Annotated in this window: 12 protein-coding genes; 6 read left to right on the top strand and 6 right to left on the bottom strand. The window is 41.5% G+C overall.

Translation table 11 applies throughout. The features are described 5' to 3' along the window. Nucleotides 1-48 precede the first annotated feature (48 nt). The 6 genes from tig (at nucleotide 49) to PESP_RS11830 (ending at nucleotide 8,621) form a co-directional block, all read left to right on the top strand. Complete coding sequence (tig, locus tag PESP_RS11855) at nucleotides 49-1,353, top strand: trigger factor (protein WP_089348195.1); 1,305 nt, start codon at nucleotides 49-51, stop codon at nucleotides 1,351-1,353. Between the two features lie 163 nt (nucleotides 1,354-1,516). Next, nucleotides 1,517-2,134 (top strand): ATP-dependent Clp endopeptidase proteolytic subunit ClpP, encoded by a 618-nt coding sequence (gene clpP / locus PESP_RS11850; protein WP_024033798.1) that lies wholly within the window; start codon nucleotides 1,517-1,519, stop codon nucleotides 2,132-2,134. Nucleotides 2,135-2,269: 135 nt separating this feature from the next. Beyond that, nucleotides 2,270-3,553 (top strand): ATP-dependent protease ATP-binding subunit ClpX, encoded by a 1,284-nt coding sequence (gene clpX / locus PESP_RS11845; protein ID WP_089348194.1) that lies wholly within the window; start codon nucleotides 2,270-2,272, stop codon nucleotides 3,551-3,553. Nucleotides 3,554-3,703: 150 nt separating this feature from the next. After that, nucleotides 3,704-6,064 carry an endopeptidase La gene (lon, locus tag PESP_RS11840; protein WP_089348193.1) on the top strand — a complete coding sequence of 787 codons (2,361 nt, stop codon included), beginning with the start codon at nucleotides 3,704-3,706 and terminating at the stop codon, nucleotides 6,062-6,064. Between the two features lie 183 nt (nucleotides 6,065-6,247). Beyond that, complete coding sequence (locus PESP_RS11835) at nucleotides 6,248-6,547, top strand: HU family DNA-binding protein (RefSeq protein ID WP_286247754.1); 300 nt, start codon at nucleotides 6,248-6,250, stop codon at nucleotides 6,545-6,547. A gap of 172 nt (nucleotides 6,548-6,719) precedes the next feature. Further along, a complete protein-coding gene (locus PESP_RS11830; protein ID WP_089348192.1) occupies nucleotides 6,720-8,621 on the top strand; it encodes a SurA N-terminal domain-containing protein in 1,902 nt (633 codons plus the stop codon). A gap of 64 nt (nucleotides 8,622-8,685) precedes the next feature. Here PESP_RS11830 and PESP_RS11825 read toward each other — a convergent pair whose 3' ends face one another. From PESP_RS11825 to pspF, 6 genes are read right to left on the bottom strand one after another with little or no spacing between them, the layout of a single operon-like run. Further along, entirely contained in the window at nucleotides 8,686-9,447 is a 762-nt protein-coding gene (locus PESP_RS11825; RefSeq protein WP_089348191.1) for an ATP-binding cassette domain-containing protein, read from the bottom strand. Next, entirely contained in the window at nucleotides 9,447-10,439 is a 993-nt protein-coding gene (locus PESP_RS11820) for a peptide ABC transporter ATP-binding protein (RefSeq protein ID WP_089348190.1), read from the bottom strand. The genes PESP_RS11825 and PESP_RS11820 overlap by 1 nt, the downstream gene beginning before the upstream one ends. Further along, nucleotides 10,440-11,333, bottom strand: a complete 894-nt coding sequence (locus PESP_RS11815) for an ABC transporter permease subunit (protein ID WP_089348189.1) — start codon at nucleotides 11,331-11,333, stop codon at nucleotides 10,440-10,442. Continuing rightward, a complete protein-coding gene (locus tag PESP_RS11810; RefSeq protein ID WP_089348188.1) occupies nucleotides 11,320-12,354 on the bottom strand; it encodes an ABC transporter permease in 1,035 nt (344 codons plus the stop codon). Before PESP_RS11810 ends, PESP_RS11815 begins: the two co-directional genes overlap by 14 nt. Beyond that, nucleotides 12,354-13,961, bottom strand: a complete 1,608-nt coding sequence (locus PESP_RS11805) for an ABC transporter substrate-binding protein (protein ID WP_089348187.1) — start codon at nucleotides 13,959-13,961, stop codon at nucleotides 12,354-12,356. The genes PESP_RS11810 and PESP_RS11805 overlap by 1 nt, the downstream gene beginning before the upstream one ends. A gap of 15 nt (nucleotides 13,962-13,976) precedes the next feature. Continuing rightward, entirely contained in the window at nucleotides 13,977-15,041 is a 1,065-nt protein-coding gene (pspF, locus tag PESP_RS11800) for a phage shock protein operon transcriptional activator (protein WP_089348186.1), read from the bottom strand. Nucleotides 15,042-15,100: the final 59 nt, after the last annotated feature.

The following is a 15,100-nucleotide window of genomic DNA, read 5'->3' as shown; positions in this document are numbered from 1 at the left end:
TTTGTAAGGAAGGCGAACAGTCGCCAAAATTGAATATTGAGGTAAATCATGCAAGTTTCTGTTGAGACGACTCAAGGCCTTGAGCGCCGTCTGACCATCACCGTTCCTGCAGAGAACGTTGAGACCGAAGTAAAAAAACGCTTACAACAACTGTCAAAAACGCAGCGTATCGATGGTTTCCGTGCTGGTAAAGTACCAGTTTCAGTAATTAACAAGCGTTTTGGACCTGCAGTTCGTCAAGAAGTAGCTGGCGAAGTAATGCAGCGTAACTACATTGAAGCAATCGTTTCTGAAAAAATTAACCCTGCTGGCGCACCATCATTTGCACCTAAATCACTTGAAGCAGGTAAAGATTTAGAGTTTACAGCAACGTTTGAAGTTTACCCTGAAGTTGAAGTTCAAGGTTTAGACAAAATTGCTGTTGAAAAACCAGCGGTAACAGTAACTGACGAAGATTTAGCAAACATGCTAGAAACACTTCGTAAGCAACACGCTTCTTGGGCAGATGTTGACGCAGCAGCTGGCGAAAGCGACCGTGTAACAGTTGATTTCGTTGGTACTATCGACGGTGAAGAGTTTGAAGGCGGTAAAGCTGAAGACTTCCCACTAGAACTTGGTCAAGGTCGTATGATCCCAGGTTTTGAAGATAACATCGTTGGTAAAAAAGCAGGCGAAGAAGTCGTTGCTGATGTAACATTCCCTGAAGATTACCACGCTGAAAACTTAAAAGGTAAAGCGGCTCAATTCACTATCACAGTGAAAAAAGTAGAAGCACAAGAGTTACCTGAATTAAGCGAAGAGTTTGCAACTAAATTCGGTGTTACCGAAGGCGGCGTAGACGCGCTTAAAGAAGAAGTTAAAAAGAACATGACACGTGAGCTAGACCAAGCGGTTAAAGCTAACGTGAAAGACCAAGCAATTAAAGGTCTTTTAGACAACAACGAAATCGAAGTGCCTAAAGCACTTGTTGATCAAGAAGTTGACGCATTACGTCAGCAAGCAGCTCAACGTTTTGGCGGCGACGCGCAAAACATGCCTGAGCTTCCAGCTGAATTGTTCCACGAACAAGCTGTAACACGTGTTAAAACTGGCCTATTACTAGGTGAAGTGATCAAAGCAAACGATATCAAAGTTGATGATGAAAAAGTTGAAGCATTAATTGCAACTGTTGCATCTGCATACGAAGATCCAACAGAAGTAGTAGAATACTACAAAGCAAATGATCAACTTATGCAGCAAATGCGTAATGTTGCAATGGAAGAGCAAGCTGTTGAAGCTATTTTAGCTAAAGCAAATGTGTCTGACGTTGAAAAAGCATTTGATGACATCATGAATCCTCAGCAAGGTGCTTAATAAGTCATTGACTTAAGCGCTCGCTAACGATTAAATGGCTCGTGTTACTCTGTTTATGCAGTGTGCCCGGGCCATTTTAGTTTGTGCCCCATAATTTGCGAAAAATGATAACTATGCTTCCTTTATAAAGGAAAAGTATATGCGCATAAGGAATTAAAAAAGTATGAACACTGGTATGACAGATCCCCTAAATGCATTAGTCCCTATGGTTGTTGAACAAACAGCTAAAGGTGAGCGCTCGTATGATATTTATTCGCGTCTATTAAAAGAGCGAATTATCTTTTTAACGGGCCAAGTTGAAGACAACATGGCAAATCTAATTTTAGCGCAAATGCTATTTTTAGAATCAGAGAACCCTGAAAAAGATATCTTTTTATATATTAATTCACCAGGTGGTTCGGTAACCGCTGGTATGGCAATTTACGATACAATGAACTTCATCAAGCCAGATGTAAGTACTATTTGTGTTGGCCAAGCGGCAAGCATGGGCGCATTTTTGCTTACTGCTGGCGCTAAAGGTAAGCGTTTTTGTTTACCTAATTCACGTGTAATGATCCACCAACCATTAGGTGGTTTCCAAGGTCAAGCATCTGATTTTGAAATACACGCAAAAGAAATCCTGTCTATTAAAGACAAACTTAACCGCTTAATGGCTGAGCATACAGGCCAACCATTAGACGTTATTTCACGCGATACTGACCGTGATAACTTTATGAGTGCATCACAAGCTGTAGATTACGGCCTGGTTGACTCAGTGTTTACAAATCGCGAAAGCAAGTAAGCGTGTAGGCAAGCAAATAATTGCTTGCCACTTTGAGTTACTATGCGAAAACCAGTAAATTTTGGTATAGTTAAAAGCGAATTTGAAATAGTTGCCAACTTAATTTGGCAGCCAACGTATAAAAGAGGTAGCTGAATGTCTGACACTCCTACAGACGGCGACAAAAGTAATAAATTGTTATACTGCTCTTTTTGTGGCAAAAGCCAACACGAAGTGCGTAAATTAATTGCAGGTCCTTCAGTATACATTTGTGATGAATGTGTAGAGCTGTGTAACGATATTATCAGGGAAGAAATTAAAGACATTGCTCCTAAGCATAATTCGTCTGATAAACTACCTGTGCCAAAAGAAATTCGTAATCACTTAGACGACTACGTAATTGGTCAAGACCATGCTAAAAAAGTATTGTCTGTAGCGGTATACAATCACTACAAGCGCCTACGCAACCAATCAACTAAGCAAGAAGTAGAACTAGGCAAAAGTAATATCTTACTTATTGGCCCAACGGGTAGTGGTAAAACATTACTTGCAGAAACACTTGCTCGTTTACTTGATGTACCATTTACAATGGCAGATGCAACTACATTAACCGAAGCAGGTTATGTAGGTGAAGATGTAGAAAACATCATTCAAAAGCTGTTGCAAAAATGCGATTACGATGTAGAAAAAGCCCAACGCGGTATTGTTTACATTGATGAAATTGACAAAATCTCTCGCAAATCAGATAACCCGTCTATTACACGCGATGTGTCGGGTGAGGGCGTACAACAAGCGCTACTTAAACTGATTGAAGGCACGGTTGCATCGGTACCACCACAAGGTGGTCGTAAGCACCCGCAGCAAGAGTTTTTACAAGTAGACACCTCTAAGATTTTATTTATCTGTGGTGGTGCATTTGCAGGCCTAGATAAAGTTATTGAGCAACGTAGCCATAAAAATACCGGCATTGGTTTTGGCGTTAACGTTAAAGAGTCTGCGGCGAGCCGTTCTTTAAGTGATACATTTAAAGACGTAGAGCCAGAGGATTTAGTTAAATACGGCTTAATTCCTGAGTTTATTGGTCGTTTACCTGTTGTTGCTACATTAACTGAGCTTGATGAAGCGGCACTAGTGCAAATTTTAAGTGAACCTAAAAACGCCATTACTAAACAGTTCTCTGTACTGTTTGGCATGGAAGACGTTGAACTTGAGTTCCGTGATGACGCATTAAGTGCTATTGCTCACAAAGCAATGGAGCGTAAAACAGGTGCCCGTGGTCTACGTTCAATTGTTGAAGGCGTATTACTTGATACCATGTATGAGCTTCCTTCAATGGATGATGTGAGCAAAGTGGTTATTGATGAAACCGTTATAAAAGGTGAGTCTGACCCAATCTTGATTTATGAAAACAACAATCAAGACAAAGCTGCATCAGAGTAGTTTTTAAGCTATTTGCATAAAAAAGGAGCCTAAGGCTCCTTTTTTTATAATTAATTTAATCGAGTCAGGGAAAATTGTTGAACTTTAATTAGGTTATCCCCATATACTTGAGTAATCTTTTAAATAAATGAAGTGCGAAGAGAAACTATAATGACGCTTGAGAGAACCGATCGAGTCGAAATCCCAGTGCTAGCACTGCGCGATGTTGTGGTATACCCGCACATGGTGATCCCGCTTTTTGTAGGCCGTGAAAAATCAATAAAATGCCTCGAAGCGGCAATGGATAAAGACAAACAAATTTTCTTGGTTGCACAAAAAGATGCAACTGTAGACGAACCAGAGCAAGACGATATTTACCGTATAGGGACTATAGCTACTGTACTTCAGTTATTAAAATTACCAGATGGTACAGTTAAAGTTTTAGTTGAAGGTACGCAGCGCGCTCAAATTGAAGAGTTTGTAGATAACGATGAATTTTTTGTAGCTAATGCTCAGTTTATCGAATCTGACTCTGTGGATGAGCAAGAGCAAGATATTTTCATCCGCAGCGCTGTTAGCCAGTTTGAAGGCTATGTAAAACTAAACAAAAAAATTCCACCAGAGGTATTAACCTCTGTTTCTGGTATTGATGAGCCGGCGCGCCTAGCCGACACTATGGCTGCACATATGCCGCTTAAAGTGCCTGAAAAACAAAAAGTGCTAGAGATTGCAAGCGTAACAGAACGCTTAGAATACTTAATGGCGCTTATGGAAGGTGAAATAGACTTACTGCAAGTTGAGAAAAAAATTCGTACTCGCGTTAAAAAGCAGATGGAAAAATCTCAACGCGAGTATTACCTCAACGAGCAAATGAAGGCGATTCAAAAAGAGCTTGGCGAGCTTGATGACGTACCTGACGAATTTGAAGCACTTAAAAAGCGCATTGAAGAATCAGGTATGCCAGAAGAGGCGAAAGAAAAAGCTACCACAGAGCTTAATAAGCTTAAAATGATGTCGCCAATGTCAGCAGAAGCAACAGTTGTGCGTTCATACATTGATACGTTAATTAACGTACCATGGAAAAAGCGCTCAAAAGTGAAAAAAGACTTAGCTGGCGCGCAAAAAATTCTTGATAGCGACCACCATGGCCTAGATAAAGTTAAAGAACGCATTATTGAGTACCTCGCAGTACAACAGCGTACTAATAAGCTTAAAGGGCCAATTTTATGTTTAGTAGGGCCGCCAGGTGTTGGTAAAACATCGCTAGGGCAATCAATTGCACGCTCTACTGGTCGTAAGTATGTACGTATGGCCTTAGGTGGCGTACGTGACGAAGCTGAAATTCGTGGTCATCGTCGTACTTACATTGGCTCAATGCCAGGTAAATTGATTCAAAACATGACTAAAGTGGGCGTTAAAAACCCATTATTCTTGTTAGATGAAATCGATAAAATGTCATCAGACATGCGTGGCGACCCAGCATCAGCATTATTAGAGGTGCTTGATCCTGAACAAAACAGTCACTTTGCTGATCACTACTTAGAAGTTGATTACGACCTATCTGACGTTATGTTTGTTGCTACATCTAATAGCTTTAATATTCCGGGTCCATTGTTAGACCGTATGGAAGTTATTCGCTTGTCGGGTTACACCGAAGATGAAAAGCTAAACATTGCTAAAGAGCACCTAATCACCAAGCAAGTTAAACGCAATGGTTTAAAAGAGTCTGAAGTGGTTATCGAAGACAGTGCCATTATCGGCATTATTCGCTACTACACGCGTGAAGCGGGCGTTCGTAACCTAGAGCGTGAAGTATCAAAACTGTGCCGTAAAGCGGTTAAAAATATCTTATTAGACAAAGAGACTAAAACAGTCACTATCAACCAAGATAACCTAGAAGAGTTTTTAGGTGTACAACGTTTTGATTATGGTAAAGCTGAAGACGGCGACCGTATTGGCCAAGTTACAGGTTTAGCATGGACCGAAGTAGGCGGCGATTTACTTACCATTGAATGTGCGGCTGTGCCTGGTAAAGGCAAATTAAGCTACACAGGTTCATTGGGTGATGTAATGCAAGAGTCGATTCAAGCGGCCATGACTGTAGTACGTAACCGTGCTGATACATTCCGTATTAATAGCGACTTTTACGAAAAACGCGATATACATGTGCACGTACCAGAGGGCGCAACCCCTAAAGACGGCCCAAGTGCTGGCGCTGCTATGGTAACGGGTTTAGTGTCTAGCTTAACAGGTAACCCTGTAAAAGCAGATGTAGCCATGACAGGTGAAATTACTCTACGTGGTGAAGTATTGCCAATTGGTGGCCTTAAAGAAAAGTTACTGGCTGCGCACCGTGGTGGAATTAAAACTGTCATCATTCCAAAAATTAACGAACGTGACCTAAAAGAGATCCCAGATAACGTACTGGCAGGCTTAGATGTTCACCCAGTTACCTGGATTGATGAAGTATTAAAGTTAGCTTTAGTGCACCCAGTTGAGAGTTTTTCGGTCGAAACGCCGAAAAACCAATAAAAAACCTAAAAAAAGTGCTTTTTAGGGCTTTTCAAATCTAATCGGTATGATAAGTTAAGCACTGGTTTTCGAGCCTAGCCCTTATGGGGCCTAGGCTTAAGAAAAATATAATCATGTGAGCATTAAAAGTTTGCTCTAAAATTTTCAAAAAAGTGATGTTAGTTTAAAAAACAATCGCTCTTGATAATAACAATGAAAGAGGATGATATTGTGAATAAATCTCAATTAATCGATCAAATCGCAGCTGACGCTGACATTTCTAAAGCGGCTGCAGGTCGTGCACTAGATTCATTCATCGAGTCTGTATCTGGCGCGCTTAAAGATGGCGATTCAGTTGCACTTGTAGGTTTTGGTACTTTCTCAGTACGTGAGCGTGCTGCACGTTCAGGCCGTAACCCACAAACTGGTGAAACTATCCAAATCGCTGCGGCAAACATTCCTTCTTTCAAAGCCGGTAAAGCGCTGAAAGACGCAGTAAACTAATCACTGTTTAAACACAGATTAGTTATGGCGAGTGTAAATAAACTTAATTATTCTAATCGATGAATTAAGTAACTTCACCGCCAGTTACTTCAAGTGAAAAAGCGTATCTGGTAAGATACGCTTTTTTTACATATGACAAGGTAAAATTCCTTGATCAATAAGAGATAAACAAATGCTTGAGAAAATCAGAGAGGGCTCACAAGGTCCTGTAGCCAAAGTAATTTTAGGCGCGGTGATTTTATCTTTTGCCTTAGCAGGGATCGGTAGTTACCTAGGTCAAACCCCAGAACAACCCGTTGCTGAAGTAAATGGAATTAAAATTAGCCAAACCGAATTTAATCGTGCTTATCAAAATGAACGTAGCCGTTTAGAGCAACAATTTGGCGAATACTTTGCACAAATTAGTGCAGATCCAAATTACATGGCGCAAATTCGTCAAGGTGTAATTGACCGCTTAGTACAACAAGAATTGCAATCACAATTAGCGGCAGATTTAGGCCTTCGCGTAAGCGACGACAGCGTACGTAAAACAATTTTAGAACTACCGTACTTTCAAATTGGTGAAAAATTTAATAACGACCGTTACCTACAAGTAATTCGTCAAATGAACTTTCAACCAGATGCATTTCGTGAGTACCTACGTAAAGATATGACGCGTAGCCAACTAGTATCAGCAGTAGCAGGTACTGAGTTTGCACTTGAAAACGAGCTTAAAAGCGCTGCAGCACTTCAGCAGCAAACGCGTAACATAGATTACCTTGTACTGAGCAAAGAAGCGTTACAAGCAAACGTAGAAGTATCAGAGCAAGAAATTTCTGATTACTACGATTTAAACGCATCTCAGTTTTTATCGCCTGAGCGCGTATCAGTAGGTTACATTGAACTTAAAGCTGAAGATATTACAGTTGAGTCGGTAACTGAATATGACGTAAAAGCGTATTACGAGCAAAATAAATCACAATACGTTGAGCCAGAAAAACGTCGTGTTTCGCACATCTTAATTGATAACAGCGAAGATGACGATGCAGCACTTGAAAAAGCCAATGACATACACGCTCAACTAGAACAAGGCGCTGATTTTGCACAGCTTGCTGAGTCATCATCAGATGATGTTGTAAGTGGCGAAATGGGCGGCGACTTAGAGTGGATTGAACGCGACGTAATGGACCCTGCATTTGAAGATGCTGCATTTGCTCTACAAAGCAAAGGTGACATTTCAGACGTTGTGGCTTCTGAGTTTGGTTATCACATAATTAAATTAACAGATCTTCAGCCAGAGCAAGTAAAAGCGTATGACGATGTTAAAGATGACCTACGTGCTGAATTAGAACAAGCTGAAAAAGTGGATGCATTTTATGAAAAGCAAACTGAAATGGGTGCACTTGCATTTGAAATTTCAGACCGCTTAGACGACGCTGCAGAAGTGGCAGAGGTAGAAGTTAAAACAACGCCTCTAGTGGCACGTAATGCACTACCAGAGCCGCTTAATACACCTGCGGTAATTACTCAGTTATTCTCAGTAGATTTACTAGAAGATAAAGTAAACTCAGAAGTGATTGAGCTAGGTGATGAGCATGTCATTGTAGTACGCGTTAACGACTATCAGCCATCGGCTACTAAGCCACTTGAGCAAGTGAGTGAGCAAATTAAAACTCGCTTAGTAAATGAAAAAGCATCTACGCTTGCTAAAGAAAAAGCACGTGAGTTGTTTGCTCAAGTGCAAGCAGGTAAAGCGTTAAGCGAAGTGGCAACGGAGCAAAACTTAACAGTACGCCAAGAAGCGCAGTTATCGCGTCAAAGCTACACTGTTTCACCTGCTATTGTAACGCAAGCGTTTAAAATGCCACGTCCAAACAGTACACCAAGTACTGACGTAGTTGATTTAAACAATGGTGATGCGGCAATTGTTGCACTTAAGTCGGTGAGCGAAGCACAAGTTTCAGCTAATATTGACCCGCAAGTACAGCAAAATATTACTATGGCGCAAGCTAACAAAAACTACTTTGCATTTATTGAGTCGTTAAAAGCTAAAGCTGAGCTAAACCTACCGGTGACTGAGCAAGCAGCAGAATAACTGCGACTAAATACTAAAAAAGGCGCGTTACTTTCACAGTAACGCGCCTTTTTTTATGAATCGTTTAGCAACAGATTAAGCGTTGTGTAACTTTAGATTGTGGGTCTTTAAAAATAGCTTCTGTAGCGCCGTATTCAACTACCTGGCCTTTTTCTAGAACAACCAGTTGGTCGCTAATGTGCCGTACTAAGCTTAAATGGTGGGTAATTAGCACATATGTTAAGCCTGTTTCTTTTTGCAGTTTTAATAATAAGTTAACCGTCTGCGCACGCACAGAGGGATCAAGTGCTGAGAGCGCTTCATCAAGCACCACAACCTTAGGGTCTAAAATAAGTGCACGAGCCAGCGCTACACGCTGTAATTGCCCCACACTAAACATATGCGGGTAATAATGCTGGTGATCTATTAATAAACCCACCTTAGAGAGCGTCGCGTCTATTTTCTCTTGGCGAGCTTGCTCATCAAAGTCGGTGTTATATTGTAAGCAGTCATCAAGCATGTCGCCAATGGTTAAACCCGGGTTGAGCGATGCCGCGGAGTCTTGAAAAATCATACGGATATGGCGGCACTGATTATCGCGCACGCCATCATCTTCAATAATGTTACTTTCTAATAATATTTGACCACTATCGGCGTTGTCGGCACCAGAGAGTAATTTAGCTAATGTACTTTTACCTGCGCCTGTTTCTCCAATAACCGCTATGGTTTCACCTTTGCCTACACAAAAAGAGATATTTTTAAGTACTTCAAACTTTTTACGGCTGAATAAACCGGCACGCACATTAAAGGTTTTACAAAGCGCTTGTACTTTTAATACCGGCTGCATTACTTCATCTCCTTAATGAGCGGAAAGTGGCACGCATAACTGTGCCCGTGGTGCTTGGTAAGGGCTGGGGTAATTACACATTCTTTTTGGGCTTGTGGGCAGCGCGGCCCTAACCGGCAACCAATAGGTAAATGCTGCAAGGTAGGAATGGTGCCTTTTAGCGCATAAAAAGGCTCTTTGTGGGCTAAGCCTTGTTCATAGTCTGGTAGGCTTTTTAATAGCGCTTGCGTATAAGGGTGGCGAGGCTGGCGAAAAATACGTTGTGTTGGGCCAGCTTCTACCATTTGCCCACAATATAAAACATGAATACCGTGCGACCAGTCGGCTATTTCTTCAAGCTCGTGAGAAATCATCAAAATAGACATGTTTTTTAATTGGTTTAAGCTTTTTAATAATCTAAATACTTGCGCGCGGGTGGTGCTTTCAAGCGCAGTGGTAGGCTCATCAGCAATTAATAGTTTAGGCGTGCGGGCAATTGCCATAGCAATCATTACTTTTTGACACACGCCTTCTGAGAGCTCGTGAGGGTAGCTATCTAATACTGCATCGTGGTTTTTAATCCCCACTTTATGAATAAGCGCTTTTACGCGGTCTTTTCGCTCTCGGTTACGTTTTAAAAAAAAGCCTTTAGTGGATGTTTCTGGCAGTGTTTCGGCAATTTGGTCAAATATTTTAGCCGTTGGGTCAAGGCAGCGGCTTGGATCTTGATAGATCATGGCTATATCTTGGCTCACGGTTTTTCTGCGCTGCTCTGGCGTTAGGCGCATTAAATCTACACCACGCCAATGCATTCTGTCGGCAGTTATATCCCAGCGCTCGTTTAACACCCCAACAATGGCTTTTGCTATTAAGCTTTTACCAGAGCCCGACTCGCCTACAAGGCCATGCACTTCGCCTTCTTTAAGACTAAAGCTGACCCTATCTACGGCTCTAATTACGGTTTCAGAGGTGCGCAGCTCTATGGTTAAATTTCTAACGTCGAGTAATTGCATTTAATCAGCCTTACGTGCTTTTAGCACTTGTCGTAGGCCATCACCTACTAAATTGGTAGATAACACAGCTAAAAATAATAATACACCTGGCAGAGCAACCGTCCAAGGCGCTAAATAAATTAAGCCTAGGTTTTCGGCCAGTATGGCACCCCATTCTGTGGTAGGTGGTTGCGCGCCCAACTTTAAAAACCCTAGGGCAGCAATATCTAAAATAGCGGTTGAGAGCGCAGTAGTAAAAATAACCACTATGTGCTCATAAATATTAGGGAAAATACCGCGAGATAAAATATGCCAGTTAGAGGCACCATCAAGCCTAAATGCCGTTATGTAATCTTTGCTTAGCTCATCCACAATTAAGTTACGAATTGAATGAATAAACTGTGGCAATAAAGCAAGTATAATTGCCCATACGGTGTTCATTAAGCCAGGGCCAAGTATGGCTATAATAATAATGGCTAACAGCAGTGAGGGAATAGAGAGTGTTATATCAAGTAAATGGTTTAAAAAGCTTGAACGAAGGCCACGGCTTATACCTGCAAATGTACCCACTAAAACGCCAATAATGGTTGTAATAAATGCAGCCACTACAGATAAACCAAACGTATACGTTGCGCCATTCATTAACCGCGATAATACATCGCGACCTAAATCATCGGTGCCTAAAATAAAACGTACATCCCCCATTTCTCGCCACGATGGCGGAATTAATAGCGCGTCGCTGTGCTGCTGATTAACACCATAAGGCGCTAAAAATGGCGCGCTGGCTGCTAACAGTGCAAACGCCATAAAAATCCATAAACCTACCAGCGCAGGGTGATTATTTTTAAATTTACGCCAAAATCGCGCAAGCGGCGATTTATTCGACTCTTCAGAAAATAACTTAAACTTTACCATGTGCCTGATTCCGCGAGATTGGGTCGAATAGGGTATAAGTAAGCTCGGCAACAATAGTGGCAATAATTACAAACAAAGATACCGCCATTAATCCGCCTTGAATAGCAGGGTAGTCTCGTTGATAAATGCTATCAATAAGCCAGCGGCCAATTCCGGGCCACGAAAAAATAACTTCGGTAATCATAGCAAGGGTAATAAGCGTGCTAAATTGCAAACCTATTTGTTTAATTACCGGTAATAATGCATTGCGAAGCGCATGGTGCATGATTAACTGGCGTCGGTTAAGGCCTTTTGCCCTAGCCGTTTTAATAAAGCTTTGATCCATTACTTTAAGCATTGAGTCGCGTGTAAAGCGCACTAATACCGTGGTCGGAAACATAGCCAATACAATAGTTGGTAAAGTTAGGTGGTGCAGAGCATCTGTAAATGCTTCGCCTTTGTAAGGAAACCCAGCGAGCATAATATCAATTAATATAAACCCAGTATTAGGCGGTATTTCAAATAATAGCCCCATTCTGCCCGACATAGGAAACCAACCCAACTTGAGCGAAAACACCATTATTAGTAACAGTGCTAGCCAAAAAACCGGAATAGAGTAACCAATCATTGTTGTAGAGCTAATGAGCTTATCTGGCCAGCGGCTAGTGTAAGCAGATGCTAAAATACCTGCAGGTACACCCACAATAACCGACACAATAAGTGCATAAACACACAGCTCTAAGGTGGCGGGTATTAAATCTAAAATATGTTGAAATACATTATCGCCAGAGGCAAACGATACCCCCCAATCACCTTGAAAAATACGGCCTAAAAACGCCAAATATTGCATAATATAATTACTGTTATACAAGTATTTGTCTTCAAGTTCGCTGTGCTGAGAAAAGTTACCGCTAGGTATACCACTTAAATTACTAAGCGGGTCCCCAGGGAACAAATAGCTAAGTGAAAAAGTAAAAATGCTCAGCATTAAAATCATAAACAAAAACAAGCCTAAGCGGCGAAGGATATAATCTAAAATCATTATTTTTTCCTCGCGTTTGCCAATGAAATAGCACCAAATGGGCCAAGGGTTATGCCCTCTACATCAGCACTGTTTGCTTGAAAACGCATGCCGTGCGCAATGGGCAGTAACGGGAGCTGATCAATAATAAGCGCCTGTACTTGCTCGTAATATTGTTTTCGTAAACTTAAATCTGTGGTGTCGAGCGCTTGGGTAAGCAATAGGTCAAATTGTGGATTACACCAGTTAGCTGGGTTTTTACCGCTAAAGGTCGCGGTGCAACTTAATAGCGGGCTAAAAAAGTTATCTGGGTCGGGTGTATCAGCCGCCCAGCCAAGTAATACGCTATCGTGGCGGTGCTCACCAATGCGCTGAATAAAAGTATTCCACTCATACTCTACAATACTTACGTTAACACCTATTTTGCGCAAATCGCTTTGCATTAGCTCGGCCATTTTACGTGCATTAGGGTTATAAATACGACTTACTGGCATAGCCCATATTGTCATATCAAAGCCATTAGGCAGGCCCGCTTCAATAAGTAGTTTTTTAGCAAGCTCTGGGTCAAACATCGGCATTTTTGCCTGTGGTTCAAAGCCCCAAGAGGTCGGCGGCAAAATAGATTGCGCGCGTATTCCATTACCGTAATAAACCGCCTGCATTATTTTTTCTATGTCTATAGCATGGGCAAGGGCTTTACGCACTTTAATATCGTCAAAGGGAGCTCGCTCGGTGTTAAATGCCCAATAACCAATATTTAAATTGGTCTCTTTTTCAACGTTAATATCGTCGCGTTGGGTTAAAATACTTAACTGAGCGCTACTTGGGTGGGCGGTTACATCGCACTCTTTAGTCAGCATTTTAGCAATACGCGTGGTGCCGTTAGGGGTAATATCGTAAACCAGTTGCTCAAGAGCTACATCGTGCTTCCAGTAAAGTGGATTACGATAAAAACGCACTAGGTGGTCACGGCGGTACTCTTTGTAAATATAAGGACCAGTGCCAATGGGGTATTGGTCAAATAAATTAGCTTGGTCGCGCGCCTTTAGTTGCATGGCGTACTCTTGCGAAAGCACTACCGCAAAGTCGGTGGCCATATTAGTTAAAAAGCTGCTCTCGGGGTGAAATAACTCAAAGCGTACTTGGTAGTCAGACACGCGTACAATTTTACGAATTAGCTGGTCAATCCCAACACTTTGAAAGTACGGGTAATTGGCATCGCCCACAAAATGGTAGGGGTTGTACACATCAAACAAGCGGCTAAAGGTAAATATAACGTCATCAGCGTTAAAATCGCGAGTTGGCGTAAAGTAAGATGTAGAGTGAAAATTTACCCCTTTACGTAGGGTAAAGGTAACCGATTTACCATCGTTACTAATTTTCCAATCGGTTGCCAGCTCACTTTTAAAGTCGGCGGTTAAAGGGTCAATACTAATTAAACGGTCAAATAATTGATTAGCAATAATATCAATAGTAGAGCCTGTGGTTGTTACTTGCGGATTAAACGACACAGGGTTTGCTTCGGCGCAGTAAACGAGGCCTTGGTTTTTTTCTTCGATGATTTCTTCTTTACTCTCAAAACAACCCGTTAAGGTGCTGGCTAGTAAAACAAGTAATATTTTATGCACTCGCATAACCTCTAACTATTTATCTTCTAATAAATTGTATTTTTTAAGATAACCACGTAATTGATGATACGTTAAACCTAATACTTCTGCAGTTTTCTTTTGATTAAATTGGCTATGTTCGAGTGCTTTGTTGATCATATTTATTTCAAACTCGTTTGAACGCTCTTTTAAACTACACGGAAACTCTATAGTAGCGTTAACCTCATTACTTAAAGTCGTGACCGGTGGTGCAACGGCGATAGGCTCTGTAGTCACTACAGGCGCAGCAACAGGTGCTTTTATACGCGCTTTTGGTCTAAAGCGGCTTTCAAATGGGTCTAAAATAATCTGGTGAACGGGAATATGTTCACTGCCATGGCGGTATAAGCTACGCTCCACTACATTTTTAAGTTCGCGTATATTACCCGGCCAATCATAACTAAGCAGGGTTTCGGTGGCGCTGCGGGTAAAACCACTAAATAACCCCCACTCTAAGTCGCGGGCCATGTTCATCGCAAATTGCTCTGCAAGTAGCATAATATCGTCTTGGCGTTCGCGCAGTGGCGGCAGAGTAATTACATCAAAGGCTAAACGGTCAAGTAAGTCACTTCTAAATTCGCCTTGCTCAGCAAGGTGCGGTAAATCTTCATTGGTGGCGCACACTAAACGGGTATCTACTTTTACGGTTTGTTTACCGCCTACACGTTCAAATTCGCCGTATTCTATAACTCTTAAAAGCTTTTCTTGTACCATGGCTGAGGTGTTTGCCAGCTCATCTAAAAATAAGGTGCCGCTGTTGGCGCGTTCAAACCGGCCTTCATGGCGCTTACTTGCACCGGTAAACGCGCCGCTTTCATGACCAAATAATTCGCTTTCGAGCAGGTTTTCGTTAAGAGCCGCACAGTTAAGTTTTACGTAGTTTTGATCCCAACGTTTTGATAAAAAGTGTAAGCGTGCTGCTATAAGCTCTTTACCTGTTCCTCGCTCACCAATAATTAATACTGGTTTATCTAAATTAGCTAACTGCGATACCTGATCAAGTACAGCTAAAAAGCTATCAGATTGGCCGAGTAAATTATCCTGTTGGCGATATTGGCTCATTTTTCCTAACTCTTGGTCATTTTTGCTAACAGTTAGTGTATTTCATAATCAGGGATAAC

It is taken from the genome of Pseudoalteromonas espejiana DSM 9414, from assembly GCF_002221525.1.
Classification (GTDB): Bacteria; Pseudomonadota; Gammaproteobacteria; order Enterobacterales; family Alteromonadaceae; genus Pseudoalteromonas; species Pseudoalteromonas espejiana.
The sequence above is the reverse complement of the archived record's forward strand: the minus strand, read 5'-3'. Positions and strand labels throughout refer to the sequence as shown.